We start from the raw sequence: 18,400 nt of genomic DNA on the forward strand, positions 1-18,400 counted from the left end.
CGGCCCGCTGGAGGGCACCGGGATGGGTGCCTACCTCCGGCACCTGGCCTCGGAGCGGGGGCTCGAGTTCGACGACTACGCCGCACTGTGGCGCTGGTCGGTGGCCGAGCCCGAGGCGTTCTGGGGCTCGATCTGGGACTTCCACGGCGTGCGCGGCACCTACGAGCGGGTGCTCGGGTCGTCGACGATGCCCGGCGCCGAGTGGTTCCCGGGGTCGCAGCTGAACTACGCGGAGCACATGCTCGGCACCGACGAGGACACCGACCGCACGGCGATCGTCGCCCACTCCCAGACCCGGGACCGACGCGAGCTGACGTTCGGCGAGCTCCGCGACCAGGTGGCCCGGGCGCGGGCCGGCCTGCAGCGGCTCGGCGTCGGAACGGGCGACCGCGTCGTCGGCTACCTGCCGCACGTGCCCGAGACGATCGTCGTGTTCCTGGCCGCGGCGAGTCTCGGCGCGATCTGGGCGGCGTGCGCGCCCGAGTTCGGCGCCCGCAGCGTCGTCGACCGGCTCGGACAGCTCGAACCCACGGTGCTGCTCGCCGTCGCCTCCTACCGCTACGGCGCCAAGGAGATCGACCAGCGCGACGAGCTCGCCCGCATCCGCGAGGGGATGCCGAGCGTGCGGCACACGATCGGCCTGGACTACGGGTCGCACCCGGTCCCCGACGCCATGACCTGGGACGAGCTGCTCGCCGGGCCGGGAGAGCTCGCGTTCGAGCCGGTCGCCTTCGACCACCCGCTCTACGTGCTGTTCTCCTCGGGCACCACCGGGCTGCCGAAGGCGATCGTGCACGGCCACGGCGGCATCCTGCTCGAGCACCTGCGGCTGTTCGGGCTGCACTTCGACATCCACCCGGGCGACCGGACGCTGTGGTTCACCACCACCGCCTGGGCGATGTGGAACATCACGATCTCGGTGCTGCTGCACCGCGGCACGATCGTGCTGCTCGACGGCAACCCGCTGCACCCCGATCTCGAGGCCCAGTGGCGGCTCGCCGCCGACGAGCGCGTGACCCTGTTCGGCACCAGCCCCGGCTACCTGATGTCGTGCCGGAGGGCCGAGGTCGTCCCGCCCCGGTGGCCGGAGCTGCGCCAGATCGGCACCACCGGCGCGCCGCTCCCCGCCGAGGCGTTCGACTGGGTCTACGAGCACCTGGGGCCCGACCTCGTCCTCAACCCCTTCAGCGGCGGCACCGACGTGTGCACCGGCTTCGTCGGGGGCGGCTCCTGGCAGCCGGTGTACCGCGGCGAGATGGCGGGCGCGAGCGTCGGGCACGACGTCGCCGCCTTCGACGACCAGGGCCACGCCGTCGTCGAGCAGCTGGGGGAGCTCGTCGTCCGCGCGCCGATGCCCTCGATGCCGGTGAGCTTCTGGAACGACCCCGACGGCGAGCGCTACCGCGAGGCCTACTTCGACACCTGGCCCGGCATCTGGCGACACGGCGACTGGGTGCGGTTCACCGACCGCGGCAGCTGTGTGATCACGGGCCGGTCCGACGCGACCCTGAACCGGGGTGGCGTGCGGCTGGGCACCGCCGAGTTCTACGACGTCGTCGAGGACATGGCCGAGATCGAGGACTCGCTGGTGGTCCACCTCGAGGACGACGCCGGCGGGCCGGGTGAGCTGCTGCTGTTCGTCGCCCTCGCCGACGGCGCCGAGCTCGACGACGACCTGCGCGGCCGGATCGCGACCGGGCTGCGGCGCAACCTCTCGCCCCGGCACGTGCCCGACCTCGTCGCCGCCGTCCCGGCCGTGCCGCGCACCCTCACCGGCAAGAAGCTCGAACGGCCGGTGAAGCAGGTGCTCCGCGGACGGCCGGTCGACGAGGTGATCAGCGCCGACGCGGTGCGGGGCGCGGACGCACTCCCGGCGTACCGGGAGGCCTACCGGGCCCGGTGAGCCTCAGCGGGAGGCGAAGGCCCCACCGGGACGCAGGACCTGGTCGGCGAAGCGCTGCCCGATGAGCTCGTGGGTGGCCGCGTCGGGGTGCAGGCCGTCGGGCAGCGGGTGCTCCGTGGTGTCCGCCTCGCCGTAGAGGGCGAGGCCGTCGAGGTGGTGCAGGTGCGGGTCGGTCGCGGCCCGCTCGCGCACGATCCGGGCGAGCTCGGCCCGGATGACGCGCAGCGTCAGCGACCCCGCCAGCACCTGCTGCGGATCGCCGGTGGCCCGGAAGCGGACCTCGCCCCGGGCGAGCGCCTCGGGGTCGAACGCGCCCGGGCCGGGGGTGTCCTCGTGGATCGCGCAGTACAGCGGGGAGACGACGAGCAGCGGCGTCGTCGGGTGCCCCTCCCGGATCGTGTCGAGGAACCCGTGGACGGCCGGGCCGAACGCGCGCAGGCGCATCAGGTCGGCGTTCACCACGTTGATCCCGAGTTTGAGGCTGATCAGGTCGGCCGGGGTGTCGCGGATCGTGCGCGCGGTGAAGGGGTCGAGCAGCGCGCTGCCGGCGAGGCCGAGGTTGACCAGGTCCAGCCCGCCGCGTGCGGCGGCGACGGCCGGCCAGATCCCGGTGGTCCCGGTGGCGTTCGACCCGGCGCTGATGGAACTGCCGTGGTGGAGCCACACCCGTCCCGCCGGCAGCGGCTCGACCGGGGCGTCGGTCCGCAGGCCGACGAGCGTCGTGACCTCGTTCCACGGCAACCAGACCTCGACGTCCTTGACCCGGTCGGGCAGGCCGTCGAACCGGACGACGCCGGGTGCTCCGGGCTCGGTCGTCGCGGCGCCGGTGGCGAGGTCGATCGTGGTGACGTCGCCGCCGGCCCCCTCGCGTCGGTCGACGAGCTCACCGTCGACGACGAGGTCGTAGAGCCCGGCCGGGCGCGCGCCGAGGCCGCGGTGCACCGTCGTCACGCGCAGCGTCTCCAGCTCGATCACGGTCGCGCGGGTGCGCACCGCGAGGCGGACCCCTGAGGGTCGGGCCTCGGCCGCGGCGAGCTGCGGGTCGTCGCTCTGGGCGCGCGCCCACGCGGGCAGCCGGTGCGGCAGCAGGCCGCGGTCGGTCGGCTCGAGCTCGGCGGCGCCGCGCACGAGGGCGGGCGTGATCGGCGTCGTGATCGGTGTCGTGATCGGACCCGCCTCGGCGGAGGTGGTCACGGGGTGCTTCCTTCCGGGGAGGTCGGTACCGCGGGGCGGCGCAGCAGGGCGTCGAGAGCGTCGAGGGACCACGCCCAGCTCTGGTCGGCGTCGGGCTCGCTGTGGCCGAACCCGCCGGCGATCTCCAGGTTCACGAAGCCGCGGATCACGCTGCCCAGGAGGCGGACGGCGTGGGTCCGGTCCGGCTCGGCCAGGTCGTAGCCGCGCAGCACGGCCCGCGCCATCTCGGCGTGCCGCGGACCGGCACTCGTCGCGGCGGTCGCGGCGTCGAGGGGGTACTCCGCGGCGGCGTAGCGACCGGGGTGCTCGTGGGCGTAGGTCCGGTAGACCCCGGCCAGCGCCACCAGCGCGTCCTTGCCGGCCCGCCCCGCCAGGGCCGCGGCGCCGCGGTCGGCCATCTCGTCGAGGGCGAGCAGGCAGAGCCGTGACTTCAGGTCGTGCGAGTTCGCGACGTGGGAGTACAGGCTCGCGACCTTCACCCCGTGTCGCCGCGCGAGCGCCGAGAGCGTCACCTCGGCGAACCCGATCTCGTCGGCGAGCTCGACGCCGGACGCCACCAGCCGGGCGGCCGTCAGACCCACGCGCACCATGTCGCCCCCTACCTAAATGTTGTAGGCGTGAGGCTAACAGGTTCGGTTTCGGGCGGTCACGTCATCGCGATCGGCACGTCCCGGTCAGTCGACGCTGGCCTCGAGCCACGCCTCCTCGAGCTGCTCGCGCTCGGCGATCAGCGCGCGGAGCTCGGCGTCGAGATCGAGCAGGCGGGTCGGGTCGTTGGCCGCGTCCGCGAGCAGCGTGTGCAGCTGCTTCTCGCGGGTGTCCAGCTTCTCGATCCGCCGCTCGATCCGCTGGATCTCCTTGCGGGCCGCGCGCTTGTCCGCCTCCGACAGGCCGCCGTCAGGGGAGGATCCGGTCGCCCCAGCAGGCTGAGGGTTCCCCTCACGCCGGGTGGGAGCGGTCTCCAGCTGCTGGTCGCGGCGGCGCAGGTACTCCTCGATGCCGCCCGGCAGGTCGGTGATGCGCCCGTCGCCGAAGAGCGCCACGACCCGGTCGCACACGCGCTCGGTGAGGTACCGGTCGTGGCTGACGACGACGAGCGTCCCCGCCCAGCCGTCGAGGATGTCCTCGAGCTGCTGGAGGGTGTCCACGTCGAGGTCGTTCGTGGGCTCGTCGAGCATGAGGACGTTCGGCTCGGTCATCAGCAGGCGCACCAGCTGCAGACGTCGGCGCTCGCCACCGGACAGGTCGGACACCGGCGTCCACTGCTGCGCGGCCGTGAACCCGAACCGCTCGGCCAGCGCCGACGCGGTGTGCTCGCGGCCCCCGACGAACACCCGCTCCGCGACGTCCTCCACCGCCTGCAGCACACGCCGGTGCAGCGGCAGGTCGGAGAGGTCCTGCGAGAGGTGCGCCAGGCGCACGGTGGTGCCCTGGACCCGGTTCCCGCCGTCGAGGGGGCGCTCCCCCGCGATCGCGCGGAGCAGCGTCGTCTTGCCCGAGCCGTTGATCCCGACGATGCCGATCCGGTCGCCCGGGCCGATCCGCCAGGTCTGGCGGTCGACGATCGTGCGCGGCGGCTCGCTGGGCACCGTCAGCGAGGCGTCCTCGAGCTCGATGACCGTGCGCCCGAGCCGGTGGCGGGCCATCGTCACCAGCTCGACGGAGTTCCGCGGCTCGGGGACGTCGGCGATCAACGCCTCGGCGGCCTCGATGCGGTACCTCGGCTTGGACGTCCGCGCGGGCGGGCCGCGCCGCAGCCAGGCCAGTTCCTTGCGGGCGAGGTTGCGGCGGCGCTGCTCGGCGGCGTCGGCCAGTCGGGTCCGCTCGGCCCGGGCGTAGATCCAGTCGTTGTAGCCGCCCTCGAACTGCTCCACCCGGCCGTCGACGACCTCCCACGTACGGGAGGCGACGGTGTCGAGGAACCAGCGGTCGTGCGTCACGACGACGAGCGCGGTGCGGCGGGCGAGCAGGTGCGCGGCGAGCCAGCGGACGCCCTCGACGTCGAGGTGGTTGGTCGGCTCGTCGAGGACGAGCAGGTCGAGGTCCTGCACGAGCGCCGCGGCGAGCGCGATCCGCTGCCGCTCGCCGCCGGAGAGGCCCTCCACCGAGGCGTCGAGCCCGCGGCCGCCGCCCGGGCGCAGGCCCTCGATGACGGTGCGCGACCGGGCGTCCGCGGCCCACTCGTGGTCGGGGACCTCGCCGCCGAGCACCGAGGCCCGCACCGTGGCGCCGGTCGGCTGCGACTGCTGGGTCACCGACGCCATCCGCAGCCCGCGTACCGGGCTGACCCGCCCGTCGTCGGGAAGGAGGCGCCCCGCGAGGATCGAGATCAGCGTCGACTTGCCCCCGCCGTTGCGCCCGACGACGCCGACCCGGTCGCCGGTCTCGACACCGAGGGACACGCCGTCGAGCACGGGCTTCGGGCCGCCGAAGGAGATGGCGACGTTCTCGAGGTTGACGAGGTTGGGCACGGCAGCCTTTCAGGCGTACATGTTCGGACCGGGGTCCGGCGCGGGAGGACCGCCGGGACCGCGGGGCGGACGGGCCGGGTCTCCGTCGATCACCTTCGCGCCCGGCACCGGACCGTGCGCGACGCGGACCGTCCGGCAGACCCCTGCCCCGGACAGCTCGGCGGCCACGCGGACCGCGGACGGGCCGTCGGCGCACAGGAACACGCAGGTCGGCCCCGAGCCGGAGACGACGCCCGCCAGGGCCCCCGCCGACACCCCGGCCCGCAGGGTGCGCCGCAGCCCCGGGTCGAGGCTGACCGCCGCGGCCTGCAGGTCGTTGCCCAGCAGCAGCGCGAGCGAGCGGGCCTCGCCGGACGCCACGGCCTCGAGCACCGGCTCGACGCTGCCGACCCGCTTGACCGGGCTCTCGGGCGTCGCCGCCGCGCGCAGCCGGTCCAGCTCGCCGAAGACGGTCGGGGTGGACAGGCCGTGGTCGGAGAGCGCGACCACCCAGTGGAAGGTGTGCCGCGAGAGCACCGGCACGAGGTTCTCGCCGCGTCCGGTGCCCAGCGCCGTGCCGCCGTGCAGCGCGAACGCGACGTCGCTGCCGACGCTCGCCGCGACCTCCATCAGCGCCTCCCGACCGAGGTCGAGCCGCCACAGCGTCGAGAGCGCGAGCAGGGTGCCCGCCGCGTCGGCGCTGCCGCCGGCCATCCCGCCCGCGACCGGGATCGCCTTGCGCAGCCCGATCCGGACGTCGGGGTCCCGGCCCGCGACCTCGGCCAGGGCCTCGGCCGCCTTCCAGGCCAGGTTCGAGGCGTCGACCGGGATCGCCTCGCGGTCCGCCTCGGAGACGTCGCCGAGCAGCTCCACGCCGGGCGCGCCGGCACCGATGCGGTCGAGCCGACCCGGGCCCCGCGGCACCGCGTCCGCCCCGGACCGTCGCCCGCTGTGGGTCGACACCACCGAGACCTCGTCGAACAGGTTCAACGCCTGGAACACGGTGACGAGGTCGTGGTAGCCGTCGGCGCGCAGGTCGCCCACCGCGAGGTGGAGGTTGATCTTGGCCGGGACGCGGACGGTCACCGGGGGCCCGACGGCGGAGAGCACCCGTCCAGGGTACGGAAGGCCGTCCGGCCGGTTGTCTACGACCGGTCGTCCCCGGGAACCTCCCGAAGCGGACACACGTTGGTGGTTCAACCGACGGATTCCCTCAGGCAAGGAGCCATGGACCCCAGTCACAGTCCCGACACCACCTGTCGTCCTGACCAGGTGGTGGCCCACCGATGATCGGCACGATCCTCGGCATCCTCCTCGGCGTGGTGGTCGTCGTCCTCATCACCGCCGCGACGGGGTACTTCGTGGCGCAGGAGTTCGGCTACATGGCCGTCGACCGCGCCCGCCTGCGGGCCCGCGCCGCCGACGGCGACGCCGGCGCCGTGCGGGCGCTGGACATCACGCGCCGCACCTCCTTCATGCTCTCCGGCGCCCAGCTCGGCATCACCGTCACCGGCCTGCTCGTCGGGTACGTGGCCGAGCCGCTCATCGGCGACGGCGTGGGCGAACTGCTCGGGGTCGCCGGCGTGCCGACCGCGGTCGGCGTCGCGGTCGGCACCGTGTTCGCCCTGCTGCTGTCCACCGTGGTGCAGATGGTGTTCGGCGAGCTGTTCCCGAAGAACCTCGCCATCGCCCGGCCGGAGCCCGTCGCGCGGGCGCTCGCCCTCTCCACGAAGGTCTACCTCGGCCTGTTCGGCTGGCTCATCCGGCTCTTCGACGCGGCGTCCAACGCGCTGCTCAAGGCGCTGCGGATCGAGCCGGTCCACGACGTGGAGCACTCCGCCACGCCGCGCGACCTCGAGGCCATCATCGACGACTCGCGCGACTCCGGGGACCTGCGCCCCGACCTCGCGGCGCTGCTCGACCGCTCGGTCGACTTCTCCGAGCGCACCGCGCGTGCCGCGATGATCCCGCGCCCGCGGGTGTCGTGGGTCCGCGCCGACGACACGGTCGCCGAGCTGACGCGCGTCATGGTGGGCGGACACTCCCGCTACCCCGTCCTCGGGACACCGCCGGACCTTCCCGACGAGGGGGTCGGAGCGGCTCCCGATCTCGTCGGCGTCGTCTGCCTGCGTGACGTGCTCGCCTGGACCGGCTCCACCGACGCGCCCGTGTCCGAGCTCATGCGCGCCCCGGTGCTCGTCCCCTCGACGCTGCCGCTGCCGCAGGTCCTCGAGCAGCTGCGCGCGGAGGGCGAGGAGCTCGCCTGCGTCCTCGACGAGTACGGCGACCTCGCGGGCGTGATCACCGTCGAGGACGTCGCCGAGGAGCTGGTCGGCGAGATCACCGACGAGCACGACCCCGCCGACGCCGACCGCGCCCTCCCCGCCGAGGACGGCTGGGTGGTGCCCGGTGACCGGCACGTCGACGAGGTGTCCCGCCTCATCGACGCCGAGCTGCCCACCGGCGACTACCAGACCATCGCGGGCCTCGTCGTCGCGGAACTGTCGCGGCTGCCCGAGCCCGGGGACACCGTCGAGATCACCATCGGCGACGACGATCCCGACGAGCCCGACCGGACGCTGCGCGCCACCGTGCGCAGTGTCGACCGGCGCGTCCCCGCCGAGGTCGGACTGCACTGGGTCCCCGTCACCGTCCCGGCGGACCAGGAGGTCTCCCGATGAGCGTCACCGCGATCGTCGTGTCGGTCCTCCTGATCGTCGCCTCCGCCTTCTTCGTCGCGGTCGAGTTCGCGCTCGTCGCGGCGCGGACCTACCGGCTCGAGGAGGAGGCCGCGCGCAGCGCGTCCGCCCGCGCGGCCCTGCGCAGCGCCCGCGACCTCTCGCTGCTGCTGGCCGGGTCGCAGCTGGGCATCACGCTCTGCGTGCTCGGCCTCGGTGCCGTGACCAAGCCCGCGGTCGACGAGGCGCTGAACCCGCTGCTCACCGGCTGGGGCGTCCCCTCCGCCGTGGCCGGCGTGGCGTCGTTCGTGATCTCGCTCGTCGTCGTGACCTTCCTGCACCTGGTGGTCGGCGAGATGGCCCCCAAGTCGTGGGCGATCGCGCACCCGGAGCGCTCGGCGATGCTGCTGGCCCTGCCGATGCGGGCCTTCATGGTGATCACCCGCCCGCTGCTGGTGGTGCTCAACGGGGCCGCGAACCGCTGCCTCAAGGCCCTCGGGGTGGACCCGGTGGACGAGATGGCCGGCGGCCGCGGACCGGACGACCTGCGCGAGCTCGTCGACCACTCCGCGGAGACCGGCGCCCTCGACCCGGAGCGGCGGGACCAGCTGCTCGCCGCCCTGGAGCTCGAGCGCACGCCGGTGCGCGACCTGGCGCGCGAGCCGGTCGGGGTGGCCGCCGACGACGACGTCACCGCCGTCCAGGCCCTCGCCCGCGACAGCGGGCACCTGCGGCTCGTGGTGTCCGAGGGTGGACGCCCCGTCGGCTACGTGCACGTCCGCGACACGCTGACCCGTCCGGCGTCGACCACGGCCCGGGAGGTCATGCGCCCGGTGCTGCGGCTCGACGCGGACACGCTGCTGCACGCCGCGGTGAACACCATGCGCGAGCAGCGGGCGCACCTGGCGCTGGTGGAGTCGGACGGCCGCTCCCTGGGGCTGCTGACGCTCTCCGACCTCGTCGGGCGGCTGCTGCCCACGCCGGCGTAGGCCCCCATCCTGAGCGAACGGCACTCTCGCGCGCATAGATGCTGCGAGCGGGCCGTTCGCTCGGGACCGTCGGGCTCAGGACGGCACGGCCGCCAACGCGGCGAAGCGCGTGACGTCGAGCTGCTCGCCCCGGGTGGTCGGGTCGATGCCTGCGGCGCGCAGACGACGTTCCGCCTCGACCGGGGAGCCCGCCCACCCGGAGAGCGCGGCGCGCAGGCCCTTGCGGCGCTGCGCGAAGGCGGCGTCGACGACCGCGAACACGGCCCGACGATCGCCCGCCGGTTCCGGGCGCCGGTCGAAGGCCACGAGCGCGGAGTCGACGCCGGGCACGGGCCAGAACACGCCGCGCGGGACGGGACCGGCCCGGCGGGCGTCCGCGTACCACGCGAGCTTGACGCTGGGCGCCCCGTAGGCGGCCTCGCCGGGCCGCGCGGCGAGGCGGTCGGCCACCTCCGACTGCACCATGACGAGGCCGCGGCGCAGCGACGGCAGCTCGGCCAGCAGGTGCAGCACCACCGGCACGGCCACGTTGTAGGGCAGGTTCGCGACGAGGGCCGTGGGCTCCACGGGCAGGTCGGCCGCGGTGATGCGCAGCGCGTCGGCCCGCACGACGTGCAGGGGCCGCTCCGGGGCGTGCTCGGCCGCCGTGGTCGGCAGCCGGTCGGCCAGCGCCGGGTCGATCTCCACCGCGACCACCGCGGCCGCCTCGTCGAGCAGCGCGAGGGTCAGCGAGCCGAGCCCGGGGCCGACCTCGAGGACCACGTCGTCGGGCGTGAGCTCCGCGAGCCGCACGATCCGCCGGACGGTGTTGGCGTCGTGGACGAAGTTCTGGCCGAGCTTCTTCGTCGGCCGCACGCCGAGCTCCGCGGCCAGACCCCGGATCTCCCCGGCGCCGAGCAGACGAACGGGCGCCGGGGTCACCCGCCCATGATCCCCGACCCGGATACGCGAACGGACCCCGGGGAGTCCCCGGGGCCCGTTCGACGATGTGGCTCTCCTCCCGCTGGATGGCAGCAACGACGCTTCGCTGCCACCCCGGAGGGGAGCGCCTACTTCTTGCCGCAGACCGGCCAGGCGCCGTAGCCGCCGCGCGCGTCGCGGACCTTCTCGGCGACGTCGATCTGCTCCTCGCGCGTCGCCAGGTCGGCGCGGGGCGCGTACTGGCCGCCGCCGTAGGCGTTCCAGGTCTGCCGGTCGAACTGCAGGCCGCCGTAGTAGCCGTTGCCGGTGTTGATGTTCCAGTCGCCGCCGGCCTCGCACTTGGCCATGCGGTCCCACTTGGCGGTGTCGCCGATGGCGGGGCCGGCCTTCTTGGTGCCCTTGCGCATCACGCCGCCGACCGGCGCCTTGGTGACGGTCGGGGCGCCCGCGGCGGTCCGGCCGGTCTCCTTGCCGTTGGTGGTGCTGACGGTGAACGTCTGCACCTGCTCGCCGGCCTGGCCGGGCTGGTCGACCTTGGTGGTGCCCGCGTCCATCGTCGCGTCCTCGATGGTCTGCATCGGGGGCGCGATGGGCTGGGTCTCGGTCACCTGGGTCACGGCGTTGCGGACGACGGTGATGGCGGCGCCGTTGGCGAGGCCGCCGGCGTTGACCGTGTCCAGCGGGCCCATCTGCAGCCCGCGCTGGGCCAGGAACTCCTGGACCGACGACGCGGTGGTGGTGAGCTGCTGCGGGGCGTTCCCACCGTCGGTGAAGGTGACGTTCTTCGGCAGCTGGACCGCGAGGTCCATGCCGCTCGACGGGATCAGCGAGCCGAGCGGGGCCGACGCGGCGAGCGCCTGGGTCGGCATCCCGATCTGGCCGAGGGCCTCGGCGACCGTCGTGGCCGTCGTCGTGATCGACATCGGCTTGCCGTCGACGACGAGGTTGACCTGGCGCGAGTGGTTGACGACGAGGCGGTCCCCGTCGGAGATCTTCGCGGTGGGCGACGGCGACATCTGGTCGGCCGGGCCGACCTCGATGTCGCCCGACGCCAGCGCGCCGGCGACCGTGCCGGAGAAGGTGTGCACGACCTGGTCGACACCGTCGACCGTGACCGTGACCTCCTTGTCGAGCGCCACGGCGGTGCTGCCACCGGCAGCGACCGCGATCAGGGCCGCGGCCACGCCGCCCTTGACGGCCAGCGAGTAGCGGCCCGTGTCGGTGAGGTCGCGCTCGCGGTAGGTCTGCGGGTCGAGACCGGCCGGCGCGGCGGCGGGGGTCGGCTCGGCGGTGACCGTGGAGCCGGACCCGGTGAGCCCGGTCCGGGTCTCGAGGTCGTTCCACTCGTCGAGGTCCGGGACCGCGAGGGACCCGGTGGCGCCGTTCGCGGGGCCGGGGCCTGCCCAGCCCGGCCCCGCGATCGGCAGCGGGCCGGTGATGTCATCGGCCCAGGTGGGGAGCGGACCCGTGCGGGGGGCGTGCGACTGCCGGCCGGCCTGCCACTCGGCGGTCCCGGCGTTGAGGCCGTCCCAGCCGTCGTCCCAGCTCTCCTCGAGAGCGTCGAACCAGCCGGTGTCGGCGGTGCTGGAGTCGTCGGCGAGCGCAGTACGCGTCGAGTCGGTGCTCATCGGGCGACCGCCGCGGGGTGAGCAGCGATCAGCGCGAGAGGGGAGCGCAGTACGGCCACAGAGGAATCCGCTTCATCCGTGCTTCCGGGCAGGAACCGCATCCGGGTCGGAGCCGACCGGAACCCTGGGGAAGGTTCCGGGTCATCCCGGATGCCGGGGGTTGGTTCCATCCCGGCGAGTCACAGCACGGTAACGACCCGGGTGTCAGAACCATCAAGCCGACACGAACGTGGTGCGCCGAACGGCAGGTGTCCGACGACGAACGCGGTCACCGCGTGCACCTTCGTTCGACGGAGGGTCACGGTTGAGACTGTTCGGCCAGCCGGAAGGCCCGCTGGGCGTTCCGGGTGGCCGCCGCGGCCAACTCCTCGACCGGCTCGTCACGCAGCTCCGCGAGGTCTCGGACCGTGTGGGGGACGACGTACGGCTCGTTCGGCCTACCACGGAACGGGTGCGGGGTCAGGAACGGCGCGTCGGTCTCGGTCAGCACGAGGTCGGCCGGGGCGTGGGCGGCCGCCTCGCGGAGATCGACGGCGTTCGCGTTGCGGAAGGTGGCGGTGCCCGAGAAGGACATGAGCCAGCCGTGCTCGGCGCAGATCCGGGCGAGTTCGGGCCCGCCGGAGAAGCAGTGGAAGACCACGGTGTCGGGGGCACCCTCGGCGCGGAGCACGTCGACGATCCCCTCGTGGGCCTCGCGGTCGTGGATCACGAGCGGCAGCCCGGACCGCTTGGCGAGATCGACGTGCCATGCGAACGCCTCGCGCTGGACCTCCAGCGGCGCACAGTCCTCCCGGCGCGTCGTCCAGTAGTCGTCGAGCCCGGACTCCCCGACCGCGACGACCCGCGGCAGCGCCGTCAGGCGCTCCAGCTCGGCCCGGGCGGCGTCGTCGAGCGCGTTCGAGCGCGTGGGGTGCAGGCCGACCGCGGCGAACACCCGCGCGTCCGTGCCGGCCGCCCACGCCGCCCACTGCGCCGAGGCGAGGTCGTCGGCCGTCGTCACCATGGCCGTGACGCCGGCTGTGCCCGCCCGGTCGAGCACCTGGGCGAGCACGTCGGGCTCGGTGGCCCCGCACGCGTCGAGGTGCGTGTGGGCGTCGATCACCCCGCCCCGGATCGGCTCCGGGACGGGGGGCGGGACGTTCCGATCGCCCTTACCCAATGGGAGCCCAGGACGGACCCGTCTCGCCGAGCGCCGTGTCGAGCTTGGCGAACAGCGGCGTGGGCCGGGCCAGCGGCCGGCCGACGGGGATCGGGGTCGACTCCCAGCGGGCCTGCTCGTGGGCGTAGTCGCCGGTGAGCACGGAGTGCGTGGTGCCGAGATCGGTCGTGCCGCCCTCGACGCGCTCCGGCTGCGCCGCCCACACCCCGGTGCCGCCGAGGGCCTCGTGGACCTTCTGCGCGGCGTGCGGGAGGAACGGCGTCAGGAGCGTGTTGGCGTCCTGCACCACCTGCAGCGCGGTGTGCAGGATCGTGTCCCGCCGCTCCGGGTCGTCCTTGCGCTTCCACGGCTCCTGGTGCGACAGGTACGCGTTGGCCGCGCCGATGACGCGCATCGCCTCGGACGAGGCCTGCTTGAACCGCGAGCGCTGAAGGTGCGCGCCCACCGTGGTGAACGCCGCGCGCGACTGCGCGAGGAGCTCGGCGTCGGCGGCCTCCGGACGCGTCGGCTCCGGCACCGCGCCGACGTTCTTCGCCGCCATGGAGACCGAGCGGTTGACGAGGTTGCCCCACTCGTTGGCGAGCTCGAAGTTGGTGCGCCGGACGAACTCGTCCCAGGTGAAGTCGGTGTCCTGGTTCTCCGGGCCCGCCACGGCGATGAAGTAGCGCAGCGCGTCCGGCCCGAACTCGCGCAGGAAGTCCCCGACGTAGATGACGGTGCCGCGGCTCGTCGAGAACTTGGACCCGGACATCGTCAGGAACTCGCTGGAGACGACCTCCGTGGGCAGGTTGAGCGTGCCGAACTCGCCGGGCGTCCCGCCCTTGTCCCCCGCCCCGTTCTGCCCGAGCAGGAGCGCGGGCCAGATGAGGGAGTGGAAGACGATGTTGTCCTTGCCCATGAAGTAGTAGGCGCTGGCCTCGGGGTCGCACCACCACTGCTTCCAGGCGTCCGGGTCCCCGGAGCGCTCCGCCCACTCGACCGAGGCCGACAGGTAGCCGATGACCGCGTCGAACCAGACGTAGAACCGCTTCATCGGCGCGTCCCGCCAGCCGTCGAGCGGGACCTTCACGCCCCAGTCCAGGTCACGGGTGATCGCGCGGGGGCGCAGGTCGTCGAGCAGGTTGCGGCTGAAGTTGAGGACGTTCGGCCGCCAGTTCGTCCGGGTGTCCAGCCACGACGCGAGCGACTGGGAGAACGCCGGCAGGTCGAGCATGAGGTGCTCGGTCTCCCGGAACTCGGGAATCTCGCCGTTGATCCGGCTCCGCGGGTCCTTGAGGTCGGCGGGGTCGAGCTGGTTGCCGCAGTTGTCGCACTGGTCGCCGCGCGCGCTGGGGTAGCCGCAGATCGGGCAGGTGCCCTCGATGTAGCGGTCGGGCAGCGTGCGGCCGGTGGACGGGCTGATCGCGCCGAGGGTCTTCTCCCCGAACACGTAGCCGTTCTTCCAGAGCCCCTCGAACATCCCCTGGACCACGCGGTGGTGGTTGTCGGTGGAGGTGCGGGTGAACAGGTCGTAGGACAGACCGAGGCCCACCAGGTCGTCCTGGATCACCCGGGAGTACCGGTCGACGAGCTCGCGCGGGGAGGTCCCCTCGGCGTCGGCCTGCACCTGGATCGGCGTCCCGTGCTCGTCGGTGCCCGACACCATGAGCACCCGGTTCCCGACCATCCGCTGGTAGCGGGAGAACACGTCGGAGGGCACACCGAAGCCGGACACGTGGCCGATGTGCCGGGGGCCGTTCGCGTAGGGCCACGCGACGGCGGTCAGCACGGACTCGCTCATGTCCTCATTCTCCCGGTGCGCGCCACCGCTCTCCGCGCGGGCTGCATCGGCCTCACATCGCGCCGAACTGCCGGTCCCCCGCGTCCCCGAGGCCCGGGACGATGTAGCCGTACTCGTTGAGCCGCTCGTCGACGGTGGCGGTCACCACGCGCACCGCGGGATGGGCCGCGCGCAGCCGCTCCACGCCCTCCGGCGCCGCCACGACGCACACCGCGGTCACGTCGTCGGCGCCGCGTGCGACCAGCAGGTCGATCGTGTGGGCCATCGAGCCGCCGGTCGCGAGCATCGGGTCGAGGACGAACACCGGCCGACCTGCGAGGTCGTCGGGCAGGGACTCCATGTAGGGCGTCGGCTGCAGCGTCTCCTCGTCGCGCGCCACGCCGACGAACCCCATGAGCGCCCCGGGCACCTGGGCGTGCGCGGCCTCGGCCATGCCCAGGCCCGCCCGCAGGACGGGCACGAGCACGGGCGGCGCGGCCAGGGCGGCCCCGGCGGTGTCGGCCACCGGGGTCGTCACCCGCGTCTCGGTCACCGGCGCCTCGCGCAGGGCCTCGTAGACGAGCATCGTCGTGAGGTCGCGGACCGCGGCGCGGAACGCGGCGCGGTCGGTGCGGGCGTCGCGCAGCGTGGTGAGGCGGACGCGCGCGAGCGGGTGGTCCACGACGAGCAGCATGGCCGGACAACCTAGTCGGACCCGTCGTCTGGGACCCTGGGCCCGTGGTCGCCGACGTCTATCGTTCCGGTCACGCCCGCGTCGTCGCGCTCCTCGAGGGTGTTCCCGACGATCAGTGGGTCCGGTCGGTGCCCGCGTGTCCGGACTGGACCGTCCGTGACCTCCTCGCGCACCTCGTCGGGACGGCCGCCGACGTCGCCGCCCGGCGCACCGCGGGCTTCGCGGGGCCGGACTGGACCGCCGCGCAGGTGCGTGCACGCGCGGGCCTCGACGTGCCCGCGCTGCTCGCCGAGTGGGAGACCCATCTCGCGGCGACGGCGGAGGCGCTCGACGAGCGCCGGGTCCCGGCCGCCGTCGTCGGGGACCTGACCGTGCACGAGGGCGACCTCGTCGAGGCGCTCGGGGCACCGCGGCCGCCGTGGGACGGGTGGGCGCCGACCGCGTCGGTGCTCGTGCGGCAGGTGGTGAAGGGGATCCGGGGACCGCAGACGCTGGTGGTGCGGGCCGGCGGGACGGAGTGGCGCAGCCCGGAGGACACCGCCGAGGGCGCCGTGCGCAGCGTGCTGCGGGTCGACCTGTACGAGCTCTACCGCGGGCTCTCGAGCCGGCGCAGCCGCGCGCAGATGCGGGGCTGGGACTGGGAGGGGCCGACCGACCCGTGGGTGGACGGGCTCCCGGTGCACGGGCCCCGCGACGACGAACAGCCGGTGCCCCCTCCTCCGGTGTGAGGAGCGGGCACCGGCTGCTCGGTGCGGAGTGCGTCAGATCGGGAGCAGGCCCGTGATCGTCTCGACGATCGACGAGGTCTCCGTGACGTCGGAGTTCTCGGTGCGGGTGTCGCCGTTGACGATGTCGCCGCCGGCCACGTTGTTCGCCGAGCCGATCTCGTTGCCGTTCAGGATGTCGCAGACGTTGCTGGCGTCGAACGCCTGGTCGCCGCCGGTCGTGTCGCCCAGGCTGCGGCCCGAGCCGTTCTCCGACGCGCCCGCGATCTCGTTCGAGCAGCCCTTGGCGGCGTGGCCCGACTCGTGGGCGGAGGCGACCCCGGTGAAGGCGCCGAGGCCGGCGCCGAGGATCAGGGTGCCGACGGCGGCGGAACGGAAGATCGACATGGTGTCTCCTTGAGAGGTGGGCCCGGGACCGGGCCGCGGACCGTCCGGGATCGGGGCCCGGACGGGGTGGTCATCGGTGCGCGTCGCGACCGTCGGATCGCGCCACGAGGGGAGCGGAGCGGCCGGCGGTGCCGGACCGCGCTCCGATGAACGACCGGGGTGTCCCCGCGCCGTCCGACCCGCGGGCCGGCGCGTCGGCGCCGGCCCACCGGGGATCAGAGGCCGAGCAGCCCGCCGAGGATCGGGAGGCCGCCGCCCGCGCCGCCGTCGACCGGGGCCGCCGGGACCGTGGTGGTGCTCTCCTCGGTCGTGGTGGTGTCGCTGGTGCGCGTGATGTCGGTCAGGTCGCCGTTGCGGATGTCGCCGCCGGCCACGTTGTTGCTCGAGAGGAGCTCGTTGCCGTTCGCGATGTCGCAGAGGTTGTCCGCGGAGATGTCCTGGCTGCCACCGGTGGTGTCGCCGAGCGTGCTGCCGGCGCCGTTCTCGCTGGCGGCCTTCACCGCGTTGGAGCAGCTCTTGCCCTCGGAACCGTGGTGGTCCCAGGCCAGCGCGGACCCGGACATGGCGCCGAGGCCGGCGCCGACGACCACGGTCGCGAGAACAGTGTTGCGCAGGATCGACATTCTGATTGCCCCCGAAATAGGTCGGTCTGACGAAGAGCGCCGGTCCGCGGCATTGCGCAGCACGGTCACATGGCAGTCAACGGATGGCCCAGGGGGTGGTCACGGGACAATCACGACGATCCCCCGTTCGTGATCCCGAATCGCTGCCGTTACCCGTTCACCAAATGCGTGACACCTTATTCCCACACATTCTGTCAGGCGGGCCGGGAACGACGACGGGCCGGCACCCGCCTCGTCGGCGGGTGCCGGCCCGTGGCACGGCGGGGTGCGGTCAGCCGACCGTCGAGGTGCGCGTCGTGTCCGTGGAGCTGGTGCGGGTGATGTCGGTCGTGTCGCCGTTGACGACGTCGCCGCCGGCGACGTTGTTGCCGCTGGCGACCTTGTTGCCGTTCAGGATGTCGCAGGTGTTCGAGGCCGACAGGTCCTGCGCGCCGCCCTCGGTGTCACCCAGGCTGCGGCCGGAGGAGTTGCTGCTCTCGGCGGCGACGCCGTTCGAGCACCCGCCGGCGTGGTGCGAGGTGTGGGCGCTCGCGATCCCCGCGGTGGACGCGAGGCCCGCGCCGAGGATGGCGCTGGCGAGGACGGTCTTGCGGAAGACGGACATGGTTTCGAACCCCCGATGAGTGGTTGGACGGGCCGGGGAGCGCCAGGTGGCGGGCCGGGTCCGACCGGTTCAACGGGTCGCGGCGCGTGGTCGTGACGAGGGTGGGCACGACGTCCCCCGAAGGTGGACACGACGACGGCCGACCCCCCGGGTGCTCGGGGATCGGCCGTCGGTCGTGCGCGCGGGTGCGGCTCAGAACGGGAAGTTCGGGCCGAAGAACGAGTCGAAGGTCAGGGTGCGGTTCACCGTGGTCGTGCGGTTCACGGTGGTGGTGCGGGTGGTCGTCCAGGTGTTGCCGTTGACGATGTTCCCGCCGGCGGTGTTGTTCCCGCTGCCGATCACGTTGCCGTTCCCGTTGCCGCACGAGTTCGAGGTGCGGATGGTCTGCGACCCACCGGTGGTGTCCCCGAGGCTGCGGCCGGACGAGGTCTTCGAGACCGCGGAGACGTTGTTGGAGCAGGAGCTCGAGCCGGCCGACGCATTCGGCGCGGCGGTCGCGATTCCGGCCGTGGAACCGAGTCCCACCCCGATGACGGCAGTGGCGAGAGCGGCGCGCGCGATGACGTTCTTCATGGTGGGTCCCCCCGGTGCGACGGTGCCGGAGACGATTCGTGCTCCGGACTCGTGCGGGGTATCGCCGCATTCCGATCGCCTGGTACGCACTTTCCGGCCGTTCCGCCGATCGT

17 protein-coding genes are annotated in these 18,400 nt (G+C 73.7%); 4 read left to right on the forward strand and 13 right to left on the reverse strand.

Translation table 11 applies throughout. The annotated features are described in order from the left end of the window. Positions 1–22 precede the first annotated feature (22 nt). Positions 23–1,903 carry an acetoacetate--CoA ligase gene (locus tag ACQPYX_RS26465; RefSeq protein WP_433803808.1) on the forward strand — a complete coding sequence of 627 codons (1,881 nt, stop codon included), beginning with the start codon at positions 23–25 and terminating at the stop codon, positions 1,901–1,903. Positions 1,904–1,906: 3 nt separating this feature from the next. Here the strand turns inward: ACQPYX_RS26465 and ACQPYX_RS26470 are convergent, their stop codons facing one another. The 4 genes from ACQPYX_RS26470 to ACQPYX_RS26485 form a co-directional block, all read right to left on the reverse strand. After that, positions 1,907–3,097 (reverse strand): GDSL-type esterase/lipase family protein, encoded by a 1,191-nt coding sequence (locus tag ACQPYX_RS26470; protein WP_433800287.1) that lies wholly within the window; start codon positions 3,095–3,097, stop codon positions 1,907–1,909. Then, on the reverse strand, positions 3,094–3,687 hold the full coding sequence (locus ACQPYX_RS26475; RefSeq protein WP_433800288.1) for a TetR/AcrR family transcriptional regulator: 594 nt from the start codon (positions 3,685–3,687) through the stop codon (positions 3,094–3,096). Before ACQPYX_RS26475 ends, ACQPYX_RS26470 begins: the two co-directional genes overlap by 4 nt. 84 nt (positions 3,688–3,771) lie before the next feature. Beyond that, the gene (locus tag ACQPYX_RS26480) at positions 3,772–5,568 is read right to left on the reverse strand and encodes an ABC-F family ATP-binding cassette domain-containing protein (RefSeq protein WP_433800290.1); all 1,797 of its coding nucleotides are present in this window, start codon (positions 5,566–5,568) and stop codon (positions 3,772–3,774) included. 9 nt (positions 5,569–5,577) lie between these two features. Beyond that, the gene (locus tag ACQPYX_RS26485; protein WP_433800292.1) at positions 5,578–6,657 is read right to left on the reverse strand and encodes a 4-(cytidine 5'-diphospho)-2-C-methyl-D-erythritol kinase; all 1,080 of its coding nucleotides are present in this window, start codon (positions 6,655–6,657) and stop codon (positions 5,578–5,580) included. 176 nt (positions 6,658–6,833) lie between these two features. On the opposite strand from ACQPYX_RS26485, the gene ACQPYX_RS26490 reads away from it, so the two are divergent. Further along, positions 6,834–8,228: a hemolysin family protein gene (locus ACQPYX_RS26490; RefSeq protein WP_433800294.1), complete on the forward strand. Its 1,395-nt coding sequence runs from the start codon at positions 6,834–6,836 to the stop codon at positions 8,226–8,228. Beyond that, positions 8,225–9,214: a CNNM domain-containing protein gene (locus tag ACQPYX_RS26495; RefSeq protein WP_433800296.1), complete on the forward strand. Its 990-nt coding sequence runs from the start codon at positions 8,225–8,227 to the stop codon at positions 9,212–9,214. Before ACQPYX_RS26490 ends, ACQPYX_RS26495 begins: the two co-directional genes overlap by 4 nt. Before the next feature lie 75 nt (positions 9,215–9,289). Here the strand turns inward: ACQPYX_RS26495 and rsmA are convergent, their stop codons facing one another. The 5 genes from rsmA to upp form a co-directional block, all read right to left on the reverse strand. Continuing rightward, positions 9,290–10,135 carry a 16S rRNA (adenine(1518)-N(6)/adenine(1519)-N(6))-dimethyltransferase RsmA gene (gene rsmA, locus ACQPYX_RS26500; RefSeq protein WP_433800298.1) on the reverse strand — a complete coding sequence of 282 codons (846 nt, stop codon included), beginning with the start codon at positions 10,133–10,135 and terminating at the stop codon, positions 9,290–9,292. A gap of 128 nt (positions 10,136–10,263) precedes the next feature. Next, a complete protein-coding gene (locus tag ACQPYX_RS26505) occupies positions 10,264–11,763 on the reverse strand; it encodes a transglycosylase family protein (protein ID WP_433800300.1) in 1,500 nt (499 codons plus the stop codon). A 298-nt stretch (positions 11,764–12,061) separates the two neighbouring features. Continuing rightward, positions 12,062–12,922 carry a TatD family hydrolase gene (locus tag ACQPYX_RS26510; protein ID WP_433800302.1) on the reverse strand — a complete coding sequence of 287 codons (861 nt, stop codon included), beginning with the start codon at positions 12,920–12,922 and terminating at the stop codon, positions 12,062–12,064. Continuing rightward, positions 12,915–14,702 (reverse strand): methionine--tRNA ligase, encoded by a 1,788-nt coding sequence (gene metG / locus ACQPYX_RS26515; RefSeq protein WP_433800304.1) that lies wholly within the window; start codon positions 14,700–14,702, stop codon positions 12,915–12,917. Before metG ends, ACQPYX_RS26510 begins: the two co-directional genes overlap by 8 nt. Positions 14,703–14,754: 52 nt before the next feature. Next, positions 14,755–15,375 (reverse strand): uracil phosphoribosyltransferase, encoded by a 621-nt coding sequence (gene upp, locus ACQPYX_RS26520; RefSeq protein ID WP_433800305.1) that lies wholly within the window; start codon positions 15,373–15,375, stop codon positions 14,755–14,757. 44 nt (positions 15,376–15,419) lie between these two features. Between upp and ACQPYX_RS26525 the strand changes: the two genes are divergently transcribed. After that, complete coding sequence (locus ACQPYX_RS26525) at positions 15,420–16,103, forward strand: maleylpyruvate isomerase family mycothiol-dependent enzyme (RefSeq protein WP_433800307.1); 684 nt, start codon at positions 15,420–15,422, stop codon at positions 16,101–16,103. Between the two features lie 33 nt (positions 16,104–16,136). On the opposite strand, the gene ACQPYX_RS26530 is transcribed toward ACQPYX_RS26525, so the two are convergent. From ACQPYX_RS26530 to ACQPYX_RS26545, 4 genes are all read right to left on the reverse strand, one after another. Next, on the reverse strand, positions 16,137–16,487 hold the full coding sequence (locus ACQPYX_RS26530) for a hypothetical protein (RefSeq protein ID WP_433800308.1): 351 nt from the start codon (positions 16,485–16,487) through the stop codon (positions 16,137–16,139). A 215-nt stretch (positions 16,488–16,702) separates the two neighbouring features. Further along, positions 16,703–17,110: a hypothetical protein gene (locus ACQPYX_RS26535; protein WP_433800309.1), complete on the reverse strand. Its 408-nt coding sequence runs from the start codon at positions 17,108–17,110 to the stop codon at positions 16,703–16,705. A gap of 271 nt (positions 17,111–17,381) precedes the next feature. Continuing rightward, complete coding sequence (locus tag ACQPYX_RS26540) at positions 17,382–17,714, reverse strand: hypothetical protein (protein ID WP_433800310.1); 333 nt, start codon at positions 17,712–17,714, stop codon at positions 17,382–17,384. Between the two features lie 192 nt (positions 17,715–17,906). Continuing rightward, entirely contained in the window at positions 17,907–18,287 is a 381-nt protein-coding gene (locus ACQPYX_RS26545; protein WP_433800312.1) for a hypothetical protein, read from the reverse strand. Positions 18,288–18,400 lie beyond the last annotated feature (113 nt).

Origin of the sequence: Actinomycetospora sp. CA-084318, assembly GCF_050955885.1 — a bacterium.
GTDB lineage: Bacteria > Actinomycetota > Actinomycetes > Mycobacteriales > Pseudonocardiaceae > Actinomycetospora.

Bases quoted from the DNA above. Each gene is read 5' to 3' on its own strand.
- ACQPYX_RS26465 (WP_433803808.1), top strand. From the start codon at position 23: ATGGGTGCCTACCTCCGGCACCTGGCCTCGGAGCGGGGGCTCGAGTTC.
- ACQPYX_RS26475 (WP_433800288.1), bottom strand. From the start codon at position 3,687: ATGGTGCGCGTGGGTCTGACGGCCGCCCGGCTGGTGGCGTCCGGCGTC.
- ACQPYX_RS26490 (WP_433800294.1), top strand. From the start codon at position 6,834: ATGATCGGCACGATCCTCGGCATCCTCCTCGGCGTGGTGGTCGTCGTC.
- ACQPYX_RS26495 (WP_433800296.1), top strand. From the start codon at position 8,225: ATGAGCGTCACCGCGATCGTCGTGTCGGTCCTCCTGATCGTCGCCTCC.
- ACQPYX_RS26505 (WP_433800300.1), bottom strand. From the start codon at position 11,763: ATGAGCACCGACTCGACGCGTACTGCGCTCGCCGACGACTCCAGCACC.
- metG (WP_433800304.1), bottom strand. From the start codon at position 14,702: ATGAGCGAGTCCGTGCTGACCGCCGTCGCGTGGCCCTACGCGAACGGC.
- upp (WP_433800305.1), bottom strand. From the start codon at position 15,375: ATGCTGCTCGTCGTGGACCACCCGCTCGCGCGCGTCCGCCTCACCACG.
- ACQPYX_RS26530 (WP_433800308.1), bottom strand. From the start codon at position 16,487: ATGTCGATCTTCCGTTCCGCCGCCGTCGGCACCCTGATCCTCGGCGCC.
- ACQPYX_RS26535 (WP_433800309.1), bottom strand. From the start codon at position 17,110: ATGTCGATCCTGCGCAACACTGTTCTCGCGACCGTGGTCGTCGGCGCC.
- ACQPYX_RS26540 (WP_433800310.1), bottom strand. From the start codon at position 17,714: ATGTCCGTCTTCCGCAAGACCGTCCTCGCCAGCGCCATCCTCGGCGCG.
- ACQPYX_RS26545 (WP_433800312.1), bottom strand. From the start codon at position 18,287: ATGAAGAACGTCATCGCGCGCGCCGCTCTCGCCACTGCCGTCATCGGG.